At 46.4% G+C, this 22244-nt stretch carries 17 protein-coding genes; 5 read left to right on the forward strand and 12 right to left on the reverse strand.

Annotated features, from left to right (window positions below):
* Positions 1–32 precede the first annotated feature (32 nt).
* On the forward strand, positions 33–3590 hold the full coding sequence (nifJ, locus tag NQ546_RS15275; RefSeq protein ID WP_004290145.1) for a pyruvate:ferredoxin (flavodoxin) oxidoreductase: 3558 nt from the start codon (positions 33–35) through the stop codon (positions 3588–3590).
* Between the two features lie 69 nt (positions 3591–3659).
* On the opposite strand, the gene NQ546_RS15280 is transcribed toward nifJ, so the two are convergent.
* Positions 3660–4505 (reverse strand): patatin-like phospholipase family protein, encoded by an 846-nt coding sequence (locus NQ546_RS15280; protein ID WP_004290144.1) that lies wholly within the window; start codon positions 4503–4505, stop codon positions 3660–3662.
* A 95-nt stretch (positions 4506–4600) separates the two neighbouring features.
* On the opposite strand from NQ546_RS15280, the gene NQ546_RS15285 reads away from it, so the two are divergent.
* On the forward strand, positions 4601–5785 hold the full coding sequence (locus NQ546_RS15285; protein WP_039953307.1) for a C1 family peptidase: 1185 nt from the start codon (positions 4601–4603) through the stop codon (positions 5783–5785).
* An 86-nt stretch (positions 5786–5871) separates the two neighbouring features.
* Here the strand turns inward: NQ546_RS15285 and NQ546_RS15290 are convergent, their stop codons facing one another.
* Complete coding sequence (locus tag NQ546_RS15290) at positions 5872–7641, reverse strand: 1-deoxy-D-xylulose-5-phosphate synthase (RefSeq protein WP_004290142.1); 1770 nt, start codon at positions 7639–7641, stop codon at positions 5872–5874.
* Positions 7642–7931: 290 nt separating this feature from the next.
* Between NQ546_RS15290 and NQ546_RS15295 the strand changes: the two genes are divergently transcribed.
* Genes NQ546_RS15295 through NQ546_RS15305 form a run of 3 tightly spaced genes read left to right on the forward strand, consistent with a single transcriptional unit; the run spans position 7932 to position 11563 of the window.
* Positions 7932–8825: an electron transfer flavoprotein subunit beta/FixA family protein gene (locus NQ546_RS15295; protein ID WP_004292453.1), complete on the forward strand. Its 894-nt coding sequence runs from the start codon at positions 7932–7934 to the stop codon at positions 8823–8825.
* 4 nt (positions 8826–8829) lie between these two features.
* A complete protein-coding gene (locus tag NQ546_RS15300) occupies positions 8830–9849 on the forward strand; it encodes an electron transfer flavoprotein subunit alpha/FixB family protein (protein WP_004290139.1) in 1020 nt (339 codons plus the stop codon).
* 7 nt (positions 9850–9856) lie between these two features.
* A complete protein-coding gene (locus tag NQ546_RS15305; RefSeq protein ID WP_004290138.1) occupies positions 9857–11563 on the forward strand; it encodes an acyl-CoA dehydrogenase family protein in 1707 nt (568 codons plus the stop codon).
* A gap of 172 nt (positions 11564–11735) precedes the next feature.
* Here the strand turns inward: NQ546_RS15305 and NQ546_RS15310 are convergent, their stop codons facing one another.
* The 10 genes from NQ546_RS15310 to NQ546_RS15355 form a co-directional block, all read right to left on the reverse strand.
* Positions 11736–12032, reverse strand: a complete 297-nt coding sequence (locus tag NQ546_RS15310; protein WP_004290137.1) for a chaperone modulator CbpM — start codon at positions 12030–12032, stop codon at positions 11736–11738.
* Positions 12033–12047: 15 nt separating this feature from the next.
* Positions 12048–13025 (reverse strand): DnaJ C-terminal domain-containing protein, encoded by a 978-nt coding sequence (locus NQ546_RS15315; RefSeq protein ID WP_004290136.1) that lies wholly within the window; start codon positions 13023–13025, stop codon positions 12048–12050.
* Between the two features lie 760 nt (positions 13026–13785).
* Positions 13786–15423: a chaperonin GroEL gene (gene groL, locus NQ546_RS15320; RefSeq protein ID WP_004290133.1), complete on the reverse strand. Its 1638-nt coding sequence runs from the start codon at positions 15421–15423 to the stop codon at positions 13786–13788.
* A gap of 42 nt (positions 15424–15465) precedes the next feature.
* Positions 15466–15738 (reverse strand): co-chaperone GroES, encoded by a 273-nt coding sequence (locus tag NQ546_RS15325; RefSeq protein ID WP_004290132.1) that lies wholly within the window; start codon positions 15736–15738, stop codon positions 15466–15468.
* Between the two features lie 280 nt (positions 15739–16018).
* The gene (locus NQ546_RS15330; protein ID WP_004290130.1) at positions 16019–17521 is read right to left on the reverse strand and encodes a glutamine synthetase family protein; all 1503 of its coding nucleotides are present in this window, start codon (positions 17519–17521) and stop codon (positions 16019–16021) included.
* A 301-nt stretch (positions 17522–17822) separates the two neighbouring features.
* Positions 17823–17981 (reverse strand): hypothetical protein, encoded by a 159-nt coding sequence (locus NQ546_RS15335; protein WP_004290129.1) that lies wholly within the window; start codon positions 17979–17981, stop codon positions 17823–17825.
* A gap of 128 nt (positions 17982–18109) precedes the next feature.
* Positions 18110–19471: a histidine--tRNA ligase gene (gene hisS, locus NQ546_RS15340; protein WP_029429446.1), complete on the reverse strand. Its 1362-nt coding sequence runs from the start codon at positions 19469–19471 to the stop codon at positions 18110–18112.
* Positions 19472–19595: 124 nt separating this feature from the next.
* A complete protein-coding gene (locus NQ546_RS15345; RefSeq protein ID WP_004290127.1) occupies positions 19596–20291 on the reverse strand; it encodes a zinc metallopeptidase in 696 nt (231 codons plus the stop codon).
* A 139-nt stretch (positions 20292–20430) separates the two neighbouring features.
* Positions 20431–21699, reverse strand: a complete 1269-nt coding sequence (locus tag NQ546_RS15350) for an adenylosuccinate synthase (protein WP_004290126.1) — start codon at positions 21697–21699, stop codon at positions 20431–20433.
* Complete coding sequence (locus tag NQ546_RS15355) at positions 21696–22184, reverse strand: Fur family transcriptional regulator (protein ID WP_004290125.1); 489 nt, start codon at positions 22182–22184, stop codon at positions 21696–21698. The genes NQ546_RS15350 and NQ546_RS15355 overlap by 4 nt, the downstream gene beginning before the upstream one ends.
* Between the last annotated feature and the right edge of the window lie 60 nt (positions 22185–22244).

Genomic DNA, 22244 nt, shown 5'->3' on the forward strand with positions numbered 1-22244 from the left:
GATTTTTTTACTTAAATAAATTCAATTTAGTTATGACTAAACAGAAGAAATTCATTACTTGTGATGGTAATCAGGCTGCTGCACATATCTCGTATATGTTCTCGGAAGTAGCTGCTATCTACCCCATCACTCCCTCATCTACGATGGCTGAATACGTAGACGAATGGGCTGCCGCAGGTCGCAAAAACATCTTCGGCGAAACAGTATTGGTACAGGAAATGCAATCCGAGGGTGGTGCTGCCGGTGCCGTTCATGGCTCTCTGCAAGCCGGTGCGCTGACTACTACGTACACTGCTTCACAAGGTTTGTTGCTGATGATACCGAACATGTACAAGATTGCCGGTGAATTCCTGCCTTGCGTGTTCCACGTATCTGCACGTACTTTGGCAAGCCATGCACTGTGTATCTTCGGTGACCATCAGGACGTAATGTCTGCACGCCAGACAGGTTTCGCCATGTTGGCCGAGGGTTCCGTACAGGAAGTTATGGACTTGGCCGGTGTTGCTCACTTGGCTACTATCAAGTCACGTGTTCCGTTCATGAACTTCTTCGACGGCTTCCGCACTTCTCACGAAATCCAGAAGATCGAAATGCTGGAAAACGAAGACCTCGCTCCGCTGATCGATCAGAAAGCATTGGCCGAATTCCGCGCACGCGCACTGAATCCGATGAATCCGGTTGCTCGTGGTATGGCTGAAAACCCTGACCACTTCTTCCAGCACCGCGAATCTTGCAACAACTACTACGAAGCAGTTCCTGCTATCGTTGAGGAATACATGAACGAGATCAGCAAAATCACAGGCCGCAAATACGGTTTGTTCGATTACTACGGTGCAGAAGATGCAGAACGCGTAATCATCGCTATGGGTTCTGTAACGGAAGCTGCCCGCGAAGCTATCGACCACCTCGTTGCCAACGGCGAAAAGGTTGGTTTGGTTGCCGTTCACTTGTATCGTCCGTTCTCTGCCAAGCATTTCCTTGCTGCCGTTCCTAAGACTGCCAAGAAGATTGCCGTACTCGACCGTACAAAAGAACCGGGCGCCAATGGCGAACCGTTGTACCTCGACGTAAAAGACTGCTTCTACGGCGCAGAAAATGCTCCGGTTATCGTAGGCGGCCGTTATGGTTTGGGTTCTAAGGATACTACTCCTGCACAAATCATCGCAGTTTACAAGAATCTGGCTATGCCGATGCCGAAGAACCACTTCACCATCGGTATTGTGGACGACGTGACTTTCACTTCTCTTCCCCAAGAAGAAGAAATCGCATTGGGCGGCGAAGGCATGTTCGAAGCTAAGTTCTACGGTTTGGGTGCTGACGGTACGGTAGGTGCCAACAAGAACTCTGTAAAGATTATCGGTGACAACACCGACAAGCACTGTCAGGCTTACTTCTCTTACGACTCCAAGAAATCAGGTGGTTTCACTTGTTCTCACTTGCGTTTCGGTGACACTCCGATCCGTTCTACATACTTGGTAAATACTCCGAACTTTGTGGCTTGCCACGTTCAGGCTTACCTGCACATGTACGATGTAACCCGCGGTCTGCGTAAGAATGGTTCATTCTTGCTGAACACTATCTGGGAAGGTGAAGAGCTGGCTAAGAACCTGCCTAACAAAGTGAAGAAATACTTCGCACAGAACAATATCTCGGTTTACTATATCAACGCAACTCAGATTGCACAGGAAATTGGTTTGGGCAACCGTACCAACACTATCCTCCAATCTGCTTTCTTCCGTATCACAGGCGTAATTCCTGTTGAACAAGCTGTTGAACAGATGAAGAAATTCATCGTTAAGTCTTACGGCAAGAAGGGTGAGGACGTAGTGAACAAGAACTATGCTGCCGTAGATCGCGGTGGCGAATACAAGACATTGGCCATTGATCCGGCTTGGGCCAACCTGCCGGATGACGTTAAAGCGGAAAACAACGATCCTGCATTCATCAATGAAGTGGTTCGTCCTATCAACGCACAGGATGGTGACTTGCTGAAAGTATCTGCATTCAAGGGTATCGAAGACGGTACTTGGGAACAAGGTACGGCTAAGTACGAAAAACGCGGTGTGGCAGCTTTCGTTCCTGAATGGAATCCTGAAAACTGTATCCAGTGTAACAAATGTGCTTACGTTTGTCCTCACGCTTCCATCCGTCCGTTCGTACTCGATGCCGAAGAGCAGAAGGGTGCAGAGTTTGCTCAGCTGAAGGCAGTGGGCAAGGCATTCGACGGTATGACATTCCGCATGCAGGTAGACGTTCTCGACTGTCTGGGTTGCGGCAACTGTGCCGACATCTGTCCGGGCAACCCGAAGAAGGGTGGCAAGGCTCTTACCATGAAGCATCTTGAAAGCCAACTGTCAGAAGCAGCCAACTGGACTTACTGTGTAGAAAATGTGAAGAGCAAACAGCACTTGGTTGACATCAAGGCAAACGTTAAGAACTCACAGTTTGCAACTCCGTTGTTCGAATTCTCCGGCGCTTGCTCCGGTTGTGGTGAAACTCCGTACGTGAAACTGATTACTCAGTTGTTCGGTGACCGCGAAATGGTTGCTAACGCCACCGGATGTTCTTCTATCTATTCCGGTTCCGTTCCTTCTACTCCTTATACCAAGAACGAAAAGGGTCATGGTCCTGCTTGGGCTAACTCACTGTTCGAGGACTTCTGCGAATTCGGTCTGGGTATGGAACTCGCTAACGAAAAGATGCGCGCACGTATCGTGAAGGCTATGGAAGAAGCTATCGCAGCAGAAGGCACTCCGGCTGAATACAAAGAAGTGTTCCAAGCTTGGATTGAAAACATGTACGATGCAGACAAGACCAAGGAACTGGCCGAAAAGATCATTCCTATGGTAGAAGCTGCCAAAGACAAATGTGACAACTGCAAGACTATCGCCAGCCTGTCTTCATACTTGGTTAAACGCAGCCAGTGGATCATCGGTGGTGACGGTGCTTCATACGATATAGGTTACGGTGGTCTCGACCATGTAATCGCCAGCGGTAAGGACGTCAATATCCTCGTTTTGGATACAGAGGTTTACTCCAACACAGGCGGTCAGTCTTCCAAGGCTACTCCGGTGGGCGCTATCGCCAAGTTTGCAGCTGCCGGTAAGCGTGTACGTAAGAAAGACCTCGGTCTGATGGCTACTACTTACGGTTATGTATATGTTGCTCAAATCGCTATGGGTGCCGACCAAGCTCAGACTTTGAAGGCTATCCGCGAAGCAGAAGCATATCCCGGTCCGTCACTCATCATCGCTTACGCTCCTTGTATCAACCATGGTTTGAAAGCCGGTATGGGTAAGAGCCAGGCAGAAGAAGAAAAAGCTGTTAAGTGCGGTTACTGGCACTTGTGGCGTTACAACCCGGCTTTGGAAGCTGAAGGCAAGAATCCGTTCACGCTGGATAGCAAAGAACCGGACTGGGCAGGTTTCCAAGACTTCTTGAAGGGTGAGGTTCGTTACGCATCTGTAATGAAACAATATCCGCAGGAAGCAGAAGAACTGTTCCAAGCTGCTGAAGAAAACGCAAAATGGCGTTACAACAGCTACAAGCGTCTGTCCAAAGAAAATTGGGGCGCTGAAGTTGCCGAATAATTTCAGAAATTGAAATAATACATTAAAATAGAGACTGTTTCCAATGAACCGGATACAGTCTCTATTTGTTTACAGAAAAAATTCCGCCGCACACGCATATCCCTCTTCATAAAGGTCCGTCAGCTTCTTTACATCCCTTTCAATACGGTCTACCACTATCGGCTTCTGCGGACGTATAACGGTAATTTCCCCCGCATCTTCAAGCCGCTCCACCAATTCCAGCTGTTCGTTGTAAACGTGACTGCGCCGGTTGATAGCTTCGCGCAAATGAGGGTATTTCTTATAAATGAATGAAGGGACCTTAGTGCCCTGAATATCTTTACGGTACCCCCTGTTACGTGTCAGCACCACCACATTACGGGTGTATCCGTCCTTGCGGGCATGCATCAAAGGGATACTGTCCACAATGCCGCCATCCAGCATCGGCACATTGTCCACATAGACAATGGGACAAACAAAAGGCAAGCTGCTCGATGCCCGGACAATATCAATGACGCGCTCCTTATCCTGCTTTTCCTCAAAATAATTCGCCTCTCCCGTCAGGCAATTGGTAGTCACCATGACAAAACGTTCCGGAGAACTAAAATAAGCATCATAATCGTACGGCAGGATATGTTCGGGAAACTCCCGGAACAACAGGTCGAAATCCATTATGTTACGCTTCTTCAGTAAATATTTCAAGCCGATATAATTATACTTCTCCAGCAGGTCGATATTACTGTATTTGGCACGTCCCCGCTGACCCGACATATACGACAGACCATTGCACGCCCCCGCACTGACACCAATCGTATAAGGGAAGCGGATACCCCTATCCATAAAATTATCCAACACACCACAAGTAAAGACGCCGCGCATGCCGCCGCCCTCAAGAACCAGTCCACTCCGATTGTCTATACGTACTAATTTATCCATAAGTGCCAGAATTAACGCACCAAAGATAGCTTTTGTTTACGATATTCTACCTATATTTGCAGCTACAACTATAAATTAATAACAATTTAATCATGATGAAAAAGTCTATATTAATTGCCGCTTTGGGACTGTTCAGCCTGAATATAACGGCACAAGACGCCCCGAAAGAAGAGGGATTCGTCTTTACCACTGTTAAGGAAAACCCTATTACATCCATTAAGAACCAAAACCGTTCCAGTACGTGTTGGAGCTTCTCAAGCCTCGGTTTCCTGGAAAGTGAATTGCTGCGTATGGGTAAAGGAGAATATGACCTTTCCGAAATGTTTGTCGTACACCACACAATGGTAGACCGGGCACAGAACTACGTACGCTACCATGGCGACAGCTCTTTCTCACCGGGCGGCAGTTTCTATGACATCATGTTTTGCCTGAAAAACTATGGTCTTGTTCCGCAAGAAGCCATGCCGGGCATCATGTATGGCGACACACTACCTGTACACAATGAATTGGATGCCGTAGCAGGTGCATACACAAATGCCATTGCCAAAGGCAAACTCACCAAACTGTCTCCTGTATGGAAAAACGGGTTGAGTGCAATCTACGATACTTACCTCGGCAAATGTCCTGAAAAGTTCACTTATAAAGGAAAAGAATACACTCCAAAGACTTTCGGTGAGTCACTCGGTATCAATCCGGATGACTATGTGTCACTGACCTCTTACACACACCACCCGTTCTATACCCAATTTGCCATTGAAATTCAAGACAACTGGCGCAACGGCCTTTCTTGGAACCTGCCGATAGATGAGCTAATGGCCGTCATGGACAATGCCGTCAAGAAAGGTTACACCTTTGCGTGGGGGAGTGACGTCAGCGAACAAGGATTTACCCGTGACGGCATCGCTGTTATGCCGGATGCAGCCCGCGGCGCCGAACTGACCGGTTCGGACATGGCACGTTGGACGGGGCTTACTGCTGCCGACAAGCGCAAAGAACTGACCAGCAAACCATTACCGGAAGTAAATGTTACTCAAGAGATGCGTCAGGCTGCTTTTGATAACTGGGAAACAACCGACGATCATGGCATGGTTATCTATGGAATTGCCAAAGACCAGAACGGTAAAGAATATTTCATGGTAAAGAATTCCTGGGGATTGAGTGGAAAGTATAAAGGCATCTGGTATGCCTCCAAAGCTTTCGTTGCTTACAAGACTATGAATATTCTTGTTCATAAGGATGCATTGCCCAAAGATATCGCCAAGAAATTAGGGCTTAAATAAAAAGCAAAAGTAATATACTGAAAAAATGAGAGTGATGAATAGCTGTCTTATATATAGCTATTCATCACTCTCATTTTTCAATATGCTTAACCGGCAAACGACGTACAAGCGCAGATGTCCTCAACAATCTGCGGCGCTGTCAGTCGATTCTTCAAAAGCTGCTCGCTTACATCAAAACGGTCTATAAACTCTTTCCTTACGCCATAATTCAGCACCTTCATTTCAGACGGGCCATAATAACGGGCTATCTTTTCACCGAAACCTCCGTCCAGTACCCCGTCTTCAAGCGTTACGACCAGCGTATGCCTTTTCTTCAAATCATCAAGCAGAGTCTCATCCAAACCGGTTATGAAACGCGGGTTGATAAGCGTCGCATCAATTCCTTTCTCCTGTTCAAGCAGTCGCACTACCTCCTCACCCAACTGATAGTAAGAGCCCAGCCCCAACACCGCAACCTTTTCACCGAGGTGTGATATTTCATAACGATTCAACTCACCGTAATCCTTTGCAGGCTCAATACCGCGGGTGATAACTCCGTTCACAGGTACACGAATGGCAACCGGATGGTCTTTTTGTCGGATACCCCACTCCAGCATGGCGAAATACTCTTCACGACAAGTAGGCGCCAGATAAACCATATTCGGAATATTACTGATAAGAGGAATATCGAACAGACAAAGATGAGTGACATCATTCATGCTCTCCAAACCACCCCAAAAGACAAGGAGCAATGCCGCGTTATTGTTGATACAAAGATCCTGCGATAACTGGTCGTAGGCACGCTGAATGAAAGTACTGTACACTCCAAACACCGGTTTACCGCCCCCGGCAGCAATGGACGAAGCCATTGCCACAGCATGTTCTTCGGCAATACCCACATCAACAAACTGCTTGCCTGCCCTCTTGCGCCGTTCCGCTGTAAAGCCAAATACCGTAGGCGTACCGGCAGTGATGCCGACCAATGTACGGTCTTTTTGCATCTCATGCAACAGATATTCCGCCGTAAGATCGGCATAGTCCTCGGCATTTCCTAAATCCGCAAGCAATTCACCTGTTTCCAAACTGAACGGAATACTGTAATGAAAACGCTCCTGTTGCTGTTCGGCAAACTTGAATCCTTTTCCTTTCAATGTATTGATGTGCACAACAATGGGATGATCGATGTCCTTTACCCTTTGAAAAGCATCTACCAATGCCTGCACATCATTTCCGTCTTTCACGTATAGATAATCCAAGCCCATCGCCCTGAAAAAATTGCAAGGGGCCTGCCCATTCGTTTCACGCAACAGTTGCAGGTTACGGTATAATCCGCCATGATTTTCGGCAATGGACATTTGGTTATCGTTGACAATGACGATGAAGTTCGTACCCAGTTCGGCCGCATTATTCAGCCCTTCAAAGGCTTCACCGCCACTTAAAGATCCGTCACCGATTACAGCTATCACATTACCCGTATCGCCTTTCAAATCACGAGCTTTGGCAAGTCCGCATGCCAAGCTGACCGACGTTGAAGTATGTCCGATCACAAAAAAATCATGCTCGCTTTCTGACGGCTCGGAATAGCCGGATACTTCATCATACTCATCCACATTCATGAATGATGCCTTACGCCCTGTCAGCATTTTGTGCGCATAACTCTGATGTGAAACATCATAGACAATCTTATCTATCGGCGAATTGAATACATAATGCAGGGCGACAGTAGCTTCCACCATACCCAGATTCGGGCCTACATGGCCGCCATGTTCACTCAGTTTCTTTAGCAATACGCTACGCACTTCTCCACTCAATGTTTCCAGTTCACCAGCCGAAAGCCGTTTCACGTCGGCAGGTCCGTTAATTTTTTCTATATACATAGCCTTTATTATAAATATATGATTTATTGATGTCTTCGATGCTGCAAAAATACAACGGGAAAATCATCCTGAAAGTAGACGGATTACGGTTTTCGCTACCATTTTTACGCTTTACATTCTTGCTCAAAATCTCTCCGGATGTGCATTTTTTACTTTGTTTTCTTGTCAAACCCAACTCTTTGCGTAAATTTGCAAGCTGATAGTTAACCGGATAATTTCAGTAGCAGGACTCTACTACTCCTATTCCCGGCACTGACATGATAAAAATACTAATACTAATCATTAATAGCATGAGTTTGAAAATTGTTGTATTGGCAAAACAAGTTCCCGACACACGTAACGTTGGGAAAGATGCCATGAAAGCCGACGGCACCATTAACCGCGCGGCACTCCCTGCTATCTTCAACCCTGAAGATCTGAATGCCCTTGAGCAGGCTCTCCGATTGAAAGATGAACATCCGGGCTCCACCGTAACCATCCTGACTATGGGACCCGGACGTGCAGCCGAAGTTATTCGTGAAGGACTTTACCGCGGTGCCGACAACGGTTATCTGCTGACCGACCGCGCTTTTGCCGGAGCCGACACACTGGCTACCTCATACGCCCTTGCCACAGCCATCAAGAAGATTGGCGACTATGACATCATCATCGGCGGCCGCCAGGCTATTGACGGTGATACGGCGCAGGTAGGTCCTCAGGTTGCCGAAAAGCTGGGATTGACGCAGGTTACATATGCGGAAGAAATTCTGAATGTGGACAAAGCCTCCAAGAAGATCGTCGTAAAGCGTCATATTGACGGCGGTGTAGAAACAGTGGAAGGCCCGCTGCCTATCGTTATCACCGTCAACGGAAGCGCCGCTCCCTGCCGTCCGCGCAATGCCAAACTGGTACAGAAGTACAAACGCGCGCTTGGCGCACAGGAAAAAGCAGCCATCGAAAAAGAAGGCGCTGAACTGCCGTATGCAGCTCTCTACGAGAAATATCCCTATCTGAACATCACAGAATGGAGTGTGGCCGACGTAAACGGTGACCTCGCACAATGCGGTCTGAGTGGCTCTCCGACAAAGGTGAAAACCATTCAGAACATTTCATTCCAAGCCAAAGAAAGCAAGACACTGACAGGCAGCGACCGGGATGTAGAAGATTTGATTGTTGAACTGTTAGCTAACCACACGATAGGATAAGATTATGAATAACGTATTTGTATATTTAGAGATAGAAGGCACTACGGTTGCCGATGTCAGTCTCGAACTCCTGACCAAAGGTCGTAAATTGGCTAATCAGCTGGGCTGCCAACTGGAAGCTGTTGCCGCCGGAAACAATTTGGCAGGCATTGAAAAACAAGTATTGCCTTTCGGCGTTGACAAGCTTCATGTATTCGACGCTCCGGGCCTGTTCCCATACACTTCCCTTCCCCATTCTTCCGTCCTCATCAACCTGTTCAAAGAAGAACAGCCGCAAATCTGCCTGATGGGCGCAACCGTCATCGGTCGTGACCTCGGTCCGCGCGTATCGTCCGCACTGACCAGCGGACTGACAGCCGATTGTACTTCTCTCGAAATCGGCAGCCACGAGGACAAAAAAGAAGGTAAGACCTACGAGAACCTACTGTACCAAATCCGTCCCGCATTCGGCGGTAACATCGTGGCAACGATTGTGAACCCCGAACACCGCCCGCAAATGGCAACCGTACGCGAGGGCGTGATGAAGAAAGAAATTCTGGATGCTAACTATAAAGGTGAAGTCATCAAACATGATGTAGCCAACTATGTTCCCGAAACAGACTATGTAGTAAAAGTCATCGACCACCATGTAGAAAAGGCCAAACACAATCTGAAAGGCGCACCTATCGTCATTGCCGGTGGCTATGGCATGGGCAGCCGCGAAAACTTCGATATGCTGTTCGAACTGGCCAAGGAACTCCACGCCGAAGTAGGCGCCAGCCGCGCCGCCGTTGACGCAGGCTATGCCGATCACGACCGGCAGATTGGGCAGACAGGTGTAACCGTTCGCCCGAAGCTCTATATCGCTTGCGGCATCTCAGGACAAATCCAGCACATCGCCGGAATGCAAGAGAGTGGTATTATCATCTCCATCAACAACGATGAAAACGCCCCTATCAACACCATTGCAGACTATGTTATCAACGGTACGGTAGAGGAAGTTATCCCGAAGATGATTAAGTATTACAAACAGAATAGTAAGTAAGAAAACTATGGCTAATTTTTATACAGATATTCCGGAACTCAAGTATCACTTGAATAATCCGATGATGCAACGTATCTGCGAGTTGAAAGAACGCGGTTACGAAGATAAAGACAAATTTGATTATGCACCGCAGGACTATGCGGATGCAATCGACTCCTACGATAAAGTGCTCGAAATCACAGGTGAAATCACAGGTGAGATTATCGCTCCCAATGCTGAAGGCGTGGACGAAGAAGGTCCGCACTGTGCCAACGGTCGTGTGGAATATGCCAGCGGCACCAAACAGAACCTCGATGCCATGGTGAAAGCCGGACTGAACGGCATGACCATGCCGCGTCGCTTCGGTGGACTGAACTTCCCGATCACTCCGTACACCATGTGCGCGGAAATCGTAGCTGCCGCTGATGCCGGCTTCGGCAATATCTGGTCTTTGCAAGACTGTATCGAGACTCTTTACGAGTTCGGCAACGAAGACCAGCACAGCCGCTTCATTCCCCGCATCTGCGCCGGTGAAACCATGTCCATGGACCTGACCGAGCCCGATGCCGGTTCCGACCTTCAAAGCGTAATGCTGAAAGCCACCTATGATGAAGCCAACAACTGCTGGCGTCTGAATGGTGTGAAGCGTTTCATCACTAACGGTGACGCCGACCTGCACCTCGTACTGGCACGTTCAGAAGAAGGAACAAAGGATGGTCGCGGCCTGTCAATGTTCATCTATGACAAGCGTGACGGTGGCGTAAACGTTCGCCGCATTGAGAACAAACTGGGTATTCATGGTTCTCCTACTTGCGAACTGGTTTACAAAAACGCTAAATGTGAGCTTTGCGGTGACCGCAAACTCGGTTTGATTAAATACGTAATGGCATTGATGAACGGCGCCCGTCTGGGCATTGCAGCCCAGTCCGTAGGTTTATCACAAGCTGCCTACAATGAAGGTCTGGCCTATGCCAAAGACCGTAAGCAGTTCGGAAAAGCCATCATCGAATTCCCGGCAGTATACGACATGCTGGCCATTATGAAAGCCAAGCTGGATGCCGGCCGCGCCCTGTTGTACCAAACTTCACGCTATGTGGACATCTACAAAGCCTTGGACGACATCGCCCGCGAACGCAAGCTGACCCCGGAAGAGCGTCAGGAACAGAAGAAATATGCAAAACTGGCAGACAGCTTCACTCCACTTGCCAAAGGTATGAACTCCGAATATGCCAACCAAAACGCTTACGACAGTATCCAAATCCATGGTGGTTCAGGTTTCATGCTGGAATATGCCTGCCAACGCATTTATCGTGATGCGCGTATCACCTCCATTTACGAAGGTACGACACAGTTGCAGACCGTAGCCGCTATCCGTTACGTCACCAACGGTTCTTATGCCGCTACCCTGCGCGACTATGAGCTGATTCCTTGTAGCGAAGAGATGCAACCACTTCTGGATCGTGTGAAAGAAATGACAAACAAGTTTGAAGCCTGCACCAATGCCGTCAAGGAAAGCGGCAACCAGGAATTGCTGGATTTCGTAGCACGTCGTCTTTATGAAATGGCTGCCGTATGCGTTATGTCCCACTTGCTGATTCAGGATGCTACAAAAGCACCGGAACTGTTTGCCAAATCAGCACTTGTATACGTAAACTATGCTGAAGCAGAGATAGAAAAACACTTCAACTTTATCCGTAAGTTCAAGGCTGAAGAGTTAGACGGCTATCGCAAGTAAGCCCCTTAAAACTTTGATTGACATCCCATCCTGTCATTCAGAACGGAGCGAAGAATCTCTTCTCCTAATGTATAGGGAAAAAATTCTTCGTTGCAAACTCCTCTGAATGATAAGATGGGATGTCCTATTGAAATTTCGATATATCCATCTTCTTTATATCACTGCCGCAGGGTCAGTCCAAACCGTCCAACAGCCTCAACTTATTGTGCAGCGAATAAATCTCCTGCTGCATTTCCTCCATACGTTCCAACAAATGATGAATGGCGTCAATGCCTTCTATATTAATGGACAAGTCGTAGTACATACGGCTGTAACGCTCCACATCCGGCAGTTGGGAGAACAACAAACAACGTTCTCCGTCTTCCGTCCGAATATCTATCAGGCCACCTTCCTGCAACATTTCAATAAACGAGGGCTCTATGTGGCACTTGTCGCAATATTCACTGATTATAATTAATTCGTTCTGCATACCCCATTCTCCTTTTTAGTTCATACTTTGAATTTTGCGGAACATCTCTTTCTGCTGTTCCGTCAGATTCGTTGGTAACTTTACGGAATAAGTCACAATCAAGTCACCGGACTGCCCTTCCTTCTTGTACACCGGAAAGCCTTTTCCTTTCAGGCGTACCTTCGTCCCGTTTTGTGTTTCGGGCTTTACTTTCAGTTTCACCTGACCTTCCAAAGTATCCACCAACTTTTCACCACCCAAGAGCGCCGTATAAAGGTCTATCTCCACACCTACATACAGGTCATTGTCCAAACGTTTAAAGACAGGGTCTTCCGCTATCACAAAAGTGATGTACAAGTCACCGGCGGGACCTCCGTTGATGCCCTCTCCACCGTAACCTTTCAGCTTGATGACCTGACCGTTGGCCACCCCGGCAGGAATAGTAATACGGACATTTTTACCGTTTACCGTCAATATCTGCTTATGGGTTTGGGCAGCATCACGAAGTGACAGATTCAAATCCGCATGGAAGTCTTGTCCACGAAAACCGGCATTCGCTCCTCCTCCACCACGCGTACGGTGTCCGAACATCTGTTCAAAGAAATCGGAGAAACCACCTGCATTACTTCCGGAAAATTCCTGTCCGTCGGAAGAGTACCAATATGTGCCGCCACCATCTGTACCAAAACCTGCGCCACCCTGACCGCCGAAACCTGTACCGCCAAAGCCTCCGAAACCTCCTGCCCCGGCCTGTTGCCTTGCCCGCTTCTGGGCTTCAAACTCATCAGCATGCTTCCAGTGCTCACCATATTCATCATATTTCTTTCTTTTTTCAGGATCACTTAGCACTTCGTTGGCTTCGTTGATAGCCTGAAATTTGTCTTTGGCAGTAGCATCATTCGGATTCAAGTCGGGATGATATTTCCGGGCCAATTTGCGGAACGCCTTCTTAATATCATCCTGAGATGCCGTTTTGTCTACTCCAAGGACTTGATAATAATCAATATAAGCCATAGTTTATAAGTTTTGTATTCTAAAAAGGATAGAACAAATAATACACCAACATTGTTTTCAGGAAATTAAAATACGTAAACAAATTTTAAAAACCATTCTACATCATATCAACCAATAACAAACAAGCATTTACCATTGTCTGTTCCGCTCTTCCGGTCTTCATTATGCCAAAAGAATGTAAATAACACATAATATCGTATAATTATTCACTCCAACACTTTCTAAAATTGATAGAAACTGCTTTATTTGCAATTAAATAAGCCTGTTTTCATAGTTCTTTCAACCTTAAATAAAAAGTCATTTATGAAACACTATTACCGGCTCTTAACACTGATACTGGCATCCCCCCCTTCAGACAAGGCGGGTGAAAAGAATACATATTGAAGCCACAAGTTCATCTTCAACAAAATCATCAAAGTAGAAAAGAAAAAAGGTTAGTTAGAAGGTTATCAAACAAAGGTATTTTAAGGTAAAAATCAATCAGTTTGTTTTCAGAAACCTTTCCACTCCAAGAGGAGGAAAGTTACAGATTAAGCTCCCCGGCCTGTGAAGGTCAGGGAGCTTTCAAACGAATTTCATTCTGCTCTTCATTCCTAAAAATAGAAGAAGTAGTTTTTCAGCAACTCATCAATTGCCGGGCGAGGCATGTCAAGAACAACTGAAACTAAGCCGGACAGGCTCATCGGGCATAAAAAAACCGCGACACCTTCTGAAAAGGCATCGCGGCACTCTATATGATTAAGATATCAAGGGAAAAGGATTACATCATTCCACCCATACCGCCCATTCCGGGAGCGCCCATAGGCATTTCGGGCTTATCTTCTTTCTTTTCTACAATGACACACTCAGTAGTCAGGAACATACCTGCAATGGAAGCAGCATTTTCAAGAGCCACACGAGTAACCTTAGCGGGATCTACCACACCGGCAGCGTGCAGATTTTCATAAACATCAGTACGTGCATTGTAACCGAAGTCTGCCTTGCCCTCGCGAACTTTCTGCACTACCACAGCACCTTCCTTACCTGCGTTGGCAACAATCTGGCGCAACGGCTCTTCGATGGCACGCTTGATGATGTCGATACCGGTAGTTTCATCGGCATTGTCGCCCTGCAAACCTTCCAAAGCATCCAGTGCACGAATGTAAGCCACACCACCACCGGCAACAATGCCTTCTTCGATAGCGGCACGAGTAGCGCGGAGAGCATCATCTACGCGGTCTTTCTTCTCTTTCATTTCCACTTCGGAAGCAGCGCCTACGTACAGAACAGCTACACCACCTGACAATTTTGCCAAACGTTCCTGCAGTTTCTCCTTGTCATAATCAGACTTGGTAGAAGCAATCTGCGCCTTAATTTGTTCGCAACGTTCCTTGATATTTTCTTTTGCACCGGCTCCGTTTACAATAGTCGTATTGTCTTTGGAAACAGTTACCTTATCGGCTGTACCCAACATTTCAATAGTAGCCTGTTCCAGTTTCAAGCCTTTTTCTTCGCTGATTACAACACCACCGGTCAATACGGCAATATCTTCCAACATTTCCTTACGACGGTCGCCGAAGCCCGGAGCTTTCACTGCACAGATCTTCAACTGAGAACGCAGACGGTTAACAACCAATGTAGTCAATGCTTCGCTGTCCACATCTTCTGCAATTACCAACAGCGGACGACCTGTTTGTACAGCCGGTTCAAGGATAGGCAAGAAATCCTTCAAGTTAGAAATCTTCTTGTCGTAAATCAGGATGTACGGTTTCTCCATTTCACATTCCATCTTTTCAGTATTGGTAACGAAATAGGCAGAAAGATAACCGCGGTCGAACTGCATACCTTCTACTACACCGATAGTAGTATCCGTACCCTTAGCCTCCTCGATAGTGATAACACCGTCTTTGGAAACTTTGCGCATAGCATCTGCAATCAGCTTACCGATAACCGGATCATTGTTGGCAGATACAGAAGCCACCTGCTCGATTTTATCGTAATTGTCGCCAACCTTTTCAGACTGGCTCTTGATGGATTCCACCACTTTGGCAACAGCCTTGTCAATACCGCGCTTGATATCCATAGGACTTGCACCGGCAGTGACATTCTTCAAACCTTCGGCTACAATGGCCTGTGCCAATACGGTAGCAGTGGTTGTACCGTCACCTGCATCATCACCGGTTTTAGAGGCAACTTCCTTAACCAGTTGCGCACCTGTATTTTGGTAAGCATCGGCCAGTTCCACTTCTTTAGCCACCGTTACACCGTCTTTCGTGATGTGGGGAGCACCGAATTTCTTTTCGATGATTACGTTACGTCCCTTCGGGCCGAGAGTTACTTTTACTGCATTTGCCAGTGTATCGATACCTTTCTTCAATTGGTCGCGGGCATCGATATTGAATAATATTTCTTTTGCCATAATGTTTATCTAATTTAGAAATTACAAACTATAAATTACTAATTATCCCAAAACAGCGAGCACATCGCTCTGACGCATGATAAGGTATTTGGTTCCTTCAACTTCCAGTTCTGTTCCGGCATATTTGCCATACAACACTGTGTCACCAACCTTCAACACCATTTCTTCGTCTTTTGTTCCGTTGCCAACTGCTATAACTTCACCCTTTAAAGGTTTTTCTTTTGCCGTATCAGGAATAATGATACCGCCGATTGTCTTTTCTTCTGCAGGTGCAGGGAGTATCAGCACTCTGTCTGCCAATGGTTTAATGTTCATAATTCTTTATTTTTTATATGTTATACATTTGCATTATTAATAGTAATACTGCTTTATGCAAGCGATAAAGAACTTACGAAAACTGTGCCAAAAGGCAAAGCTGTTTGTTTGGCAGATTTAAACTGCCAAAATGGCAAAGAATAAAACGGCTAATGCTATATTTGCAGCCTCAGAAGAATGGTTCCTTATCGCATCATCTGTTTATACAAAACGCATCATCCGTTAAGCCTCAACAGATGATGCGTTTTGTATAAACAGATGATGTGTTTCGCTCCAATCTTTATCCGCAGTGGAAATATTTCTCAACCAATTTCAACATCGCCTCCTGATTATTCTGAACCTCACTACGCAAAGTCCTGTCTTCATAAGCACGAAGTTTGGCAATTATCCCGTCAATCATAGCAGGACTGAAAACATTATATTTCTCGAAAGCGGCACGTTGCTTCTCCAGACAATCGGCAGAAGCGGCACAACTATCGGGAAGCTGAGCCAACTGTTTCAGTTTGTCCTCATTCTCTTTCTTATGGATATTCACATTCACATACGTTTTTTCTGCTACCTCCAATGCATCCGCCATTTCAAAACCGCGACGGCAGGCCACTGCCAGTCCTGCAATCAATTGGTACAAATCGGCAGAACCGTCCGGCGAGCGCATCTCCACCGTTTGTTTTTGAGTAGTGTCATAATGGCTCGGAGCCTCCAAAGGATTGGCAAGCATACACATATCCGTCTTAGCCGACCATCCCAGCGGAACACGCACCAATACGGAACGGTTGCGGTCGCCCCAACAAATATTGGTCGGAGCCTCCTGATGGGGAACAAGACGGAAATAAGAAGTAGGATTCGTATTGCCGAACGCAGTAATGGAAGGAGCCAGCTCCATCATTCCTGCAATGGCTTTGCGGGCTGTTTCAGAGAGCACGCCGTCTGTCAGCATCTGGTTCTTCCCGTCTTTCATGATGCGCATGTGGATATGCAATCCCGAACCTGCTTTTCCTGCCGTTATTTTCGGAGCAAAAGTAAGATCAAATCCATATTGATAAGCAAGGTTACGGATTATCCATTTGGCAATCATCAACTGATCGGCAGCCTGATCAGCGCGCACCGGCAGAAATTCTATTTCGTTCTGCTCGTATATCTTGCCATCAAGGGTGAAATTGCCCACTTCGGAATGCCCGTACTTGATTTGCCCGCCGGCTTGTGCAATGTATGCCATACATTCGGTGCGGAACTCATTGAATTTGGCATAAGGAGCAGATTCGTGATAGCCTCGCTGATCGGTGGCGGGGAACATACCGCTGTCTTCCGAAATAACATAATATTCCAATTCGCCCATAGCCTGAAACTCCATGCCGGTCACTTCCGTAAACGCCCGGCACGCCTTGCGCAAAGTGTGTTCCGGAGAGCTTTCCAGCGGTTCGCCGTCTTTATTGAAAAAAGAGCAAAGCATGGAGAGCGTAGGCTGTTCGGCAAAAGGATCCTCAAAAGCCGTACAGAAACGGGGAACCACGTATAAATCACTACTTCCCGCTTCTATGAAAGGAAACAGGCTGGAGCCGTCCACACGCTCTCCGCACGTAAGTATCGCATCGAGATAGGCGGCATCATTGATGACAAAGTTCAGCGTTTTCAACCGTCCGTCGGCAGCGGGATACATGAAATTCACCATAGTGATTCCATTCTCTTTTATATAAGAAATTATGTCGGCTTTTGTAAGTTCGGAAGCCGGCTTTTGAAGCTTAGCCACCAACGGATTGGCATGCATTGAGAAATCTTGATTCATGATTTTGGTTGTTTTTAAGTTATGATATGATTAACAAAGCTTGTCTGTGCCGAAAATTCAAGACACAGATTTACAAATATACAAAAAGACAACTAACCACAACGAATTAGTTGTCTTTATTTATTCCTTGTATGGATAAATACTGCAAAAACAAATTATGCACGAGTAAAACAGCGAGTTAACATCATAGCCCATACGATGTTAACATCATCCACATCATGATGTTAACTTATTACACCACATTCAGTTAACTTCATCCGGGCAATCAAGTTAACTTCCTATAAGCCTTACTGCACAAACATTACTCCAGCAGGTTCTCAATAGAGTAGTTTGCCCAAAAAGTCCTGGTAGAGTGCACCAGCGAACTTCCCATATAAAGCAGAAACAACACCGCTATGACAATCATCAAGAAACTGACGAGGGCATTGTGCTTTTCTTGTTTGAATTGAACGGAAACCATACAAACCTCCTATTTTATTGTCATTGCAAAGGTAAAAGCCGAATATTACATTTCTGCAACACCTCCTTTACAAATATACAAAAAAAGGAGCACAAATGTGCTCCCTTTTAATAGTATTTCAGTTTTTATTAACTCAGTTCGCTAACCAGTTCTTGGGGAGTAACCAGCTTCTGCTCTCCGGTTTCCATGTTTTTCAAGGTCACTTTGCCCTCGTTCATTTCATTTTCTCCAACCAGTGCAACAAATGGGATCATCTTGGAATTGGCATAACTCATCTGCTTCTTCATTTTGCTGGAATCGGGGAATATTTCAGCACGAATACCTGCTGCCCGTACTCCGGCAAGTACATTCATCGAAAAAGCCGCCTCCTTCTCACCAAAGTTGATAAACAAAAGCTGCGTACCGTTCACAGCTTCCTTCGGATACAGTTCCAACTGGTTCAGCACATCGAATATGCGGTCTGCACCAAACGAAATACCCACTCCGGAGACACCTGCCATACCAAAGACACCGGTCAGGTTGTCATAACGGCCGCCGCCTGTAATGCTGCCGATCTGCACGTCCAGCGCCTTGACTTCGAAAATAGCACCGGTATAGTAGTTCAGCCCGCGTGCCAAAGTCAGGTCAAGTTCGATTTCATTCTTCAATCCAAGCGTCGAAAGCGTATTCAGGATGAACCCGCTCTCTTCCACACCTTTCAGACCCGTTTCGCTGGCTGAGAGTACCTGTTTCAGCGTAGCGAGTTTCTCCTCGTTGCTGCCGTTCAACAGGATGATAGGCTGCAACTTGGCAATAGCCTCATCACTGATTCCCTTTTCCTTCAGCTCCGCATTGACATTGTCCAAGCCGATTTTGTCAAGTTTGTCAATTGCTACGGTAATATCCACAATCTTGTCGGACTCACCGATAATCTCGGCAATGCCGCTCAGTATCTTACGGTTGTTGATTTTAATGCAGACACGAATACCGAAGCGTGTGAATACAGTATCGACAATCTGCATCAGTTCCACCTCATTCAACAAAGAATCGCTACCAACAACATCGGCATCGCACTGGTAGAACTCGCGATAGCGTCCCTTCTGAGGACGATCGGCACGCCACACCGGCTGAATCTGATAACGTTTGAAGGGAAAGGTTATTTCATCCCGATGCATCACCACGTAGCGTGCAAAAGGTACGGTAAGGTCATAGCGCAAACCCTTTTCACAGAACTTGCCGGCAAGTTTAGCTGCATTGCGGCTCAACAGTTCTTCATCGGTGAGACCGGAAAAGTAATCACCGGAATTCTGTATCTTGAACAGTAGTTTATCTCCTTCTTCGCCATACTTCCCCATTAAAGTGGAAAGCATCTCCATTGAAGGTGTCTCTATCTGCTGGAAACCATAGAGATGATATACATCACGAATCGTATTGAATATATAGTTACGCTTCGCCATTTCTACGGGCGAGAAGTCGCGGGTTCCTTTTGGAATACTGGGTTTTGCTGCCATAATCGTATCAATCATTTATAAAATCAGGCGACAAAGTTACGGTATTTTATTGATTAAGAAAAAAAATGCTTTCTCCATTTAGCGTGAAGAAAGCATTTTTCTATTTCTACGGAACAAAATGTTCTTATTCTCTGCGTCCCAAGAATATCATGATGTAATAAATGAGCGTCGCCAATGAACCCAGAGCAGCCACCACATAAGTATAGGCAGCCGAACGGAGCGCATCTTCCGCTTGGGCATGATTATAAGAGTTCGTGATGCCTGAATTGCTCAGCCACACCAATGCGCGCTTGCTTGCATTGATTTCTACCGGAAGGGTAATGAAGCTGAACAACGTAGTCATGGCAAACAGGATAATACCTGCCAGCAACAACTGCGGGAAAGAGTTCAGCATCAGAATACCTGCCAGCAGCACCCAGGTCATGATGTTGGAAGCAAATGAAACCACCGGAACCAATTTGCTGCGCATCGTCAGCGGGGCATAGGCACGTGCATGCTGTACGGCGTGTCCGCACTCATGGGCTGCAACTGCTGCCGCCATGATACTGTTACTGTTGTATACGCCCTCACTCAGGTTTACTGTTTTATTGGCAGGATTGTAATGGTCGGTCAGATGTCCCGGAGTATGCGTAACGGTAACATCATAGATTCCATTGTCGTGCAGCATTTTCAAAGCCACATCGGCTCCCGTCATCCCGTTGCCTGTGGGGATTTTAGAATATTTCTTGAATTTACTTTGCAGATTCATCTGTACCAGCCAACTGACCACAGCTATGCCGATAAAAATAATCCATTGCATCCCTATCATTCCTGTTCCCATAATTTTCTTCTTTTAAATATAAATAAGTGAATAATGTGTCGTTTCTTTTTACAGAACAAATAGCTTGCCAAAAATAAAGGGAAACGGCGAGCAATCTCACGGTTTCCCTTATCTTTTAGGAAGAATTAGCTAAAATCTATTATTCTTCTGTATAGCGTTCAATGGTTTGTTCGCGGTCAGGACCTACGGATACAATCTTGACAGGCACACCGAGTTGCTCTTCCAAGAACGACAGGTAAGCGTTGAACTCTTCGGGGAATTCATCTTCGCTCTGCATCTTTGTCATATCCGTTTGCCAGCCGGGAAGTTCTACATATACGGGTTCAACACCTTCAATGTCGAACGGAAAGTAATCAATTTCCTCGCCATTCACTTTGTATGCCACACAAGCTTTGATTGTTTCGAAAGAATCGAGCACATCGCTCTTCATCATAATCAGTTTGGTGACGCCGTCTACCATAATGGCATACTTCAGGGCTACCAGGTCAATCCAGCCGCAACGGCGCTTACGTCCGGTTACCGAACCGAACTCATGTCCCAACGTGCAGATCTGGTCGCCGGTTTTGTCAAACAGTTCCGTCGGGAACGGACCTGCGCCCACACGTGTACAATATGCTTTGAAGATACCATAAACCTCGCCAATCTTATTGGGCGCGATGCCCAAACCTGTGCATGCACCGGCACAGACAGTGTTGGAGGAAGTGACGAACGGATAAGAACCGAAATCAATATCGAGCATTGTGCCTTGCGCACCTTCGCACAAAACAGACTTACCCTCTGACAGCAGGCCGTTGATCTCATGTTCGCTGTCCACAAACCGGAATTGCTTCAAGTATTCAATACCTTCAAACCATGCTTTTTCCAGTTCTGTCAGGTCATATTCATAATTCAGGCTCTTCAGGATTTGTTCGTGACGTGCTTTGGCCGCAGCGTATTTCTTGTCAAAATCATGCAGGATGTCACCCACACGCACTCCGTTACGGCTTATCTTATCCGTATAAGTGGGGCCGATACCCTTACCGGTAGTTCCCACTTTAGCATCGCCCTTTGCAGCTTCGTATGCGGCATCCAGAATACGGTGCGTAGGCAGGATGAGATGTGCTTTCTTAGAAATATGCAAGCGTTCCTTCAGGTTGTGGCCGGATGCTTCCAACGCCTCCGCCTCTGCTTTGAACAACGCCGGATCGAGCACCACGCCGTTACCGATTATATTCACTTTATCACCCTGAAAAATTCCCGAAGGAATGGAACGGAGCACATACTTCTGGCCTTCAAACTCCAATGTATGGCCGGCGTTCGGGCCGCCTTGAAAACGTGCCACTACATCGTATCTCGGAGTTAATACATCAACGACTTTGCCTTTGCCTTCGTCGCCCCATTGTAATCCTAATAGAATGTCTACTTTCATTTCTCTTTCTTATGGTTATTATTTTTCTTCTTTCGTTTATTTGCGCGGTCGCACTTGCTGCACAGTCCGTACATATACAATGAATAATGTGTCAAGTTGAAGCGACTCAGCTTTGTATTCTCAATGGCATGCTGCAATTCCTCATTCTGAAACTCAATAACCTGGCCGCACTGGGTGCAGATTTGGTGGTGATGCGTATCACGATTGTAGCTTTTCTCGTATTGGGAGGAATTTCCAAACTGATGTTTGATAATCAGGCGGGCATTGATAAGTAATATGATAGTATTATAAAGTGTCGCGCGGCTGACCCTGAAATTCTCCTGGTCTGCCATGAGCGAATAAAGCGTATCGATATCGAAATGGCCGTCTATGGAATAAATAGTATCGAGTATGGCATAGCGTTCGGGAGTCTTGCGATGCCCGTTCGTATTGAGATATTCTGTGAATATCTGCCTAACCGTATCTTTCACATTCTGACTTTCCATTTAAAGGCGCAGTTTTTTAACAGCCAACAAAGTTAAGCCTTTTTTGCGGAAAGCAAACAA

It is taken from the genome of Bacteroides eggerthii (genome assembly GCF_025146565.1).
GTDB lineage: Bacteria > Bacteroidota > Bacteroidia > Bacteroidales > Bacteroidaceae > Bacteroides > Bacteroides eggerthii.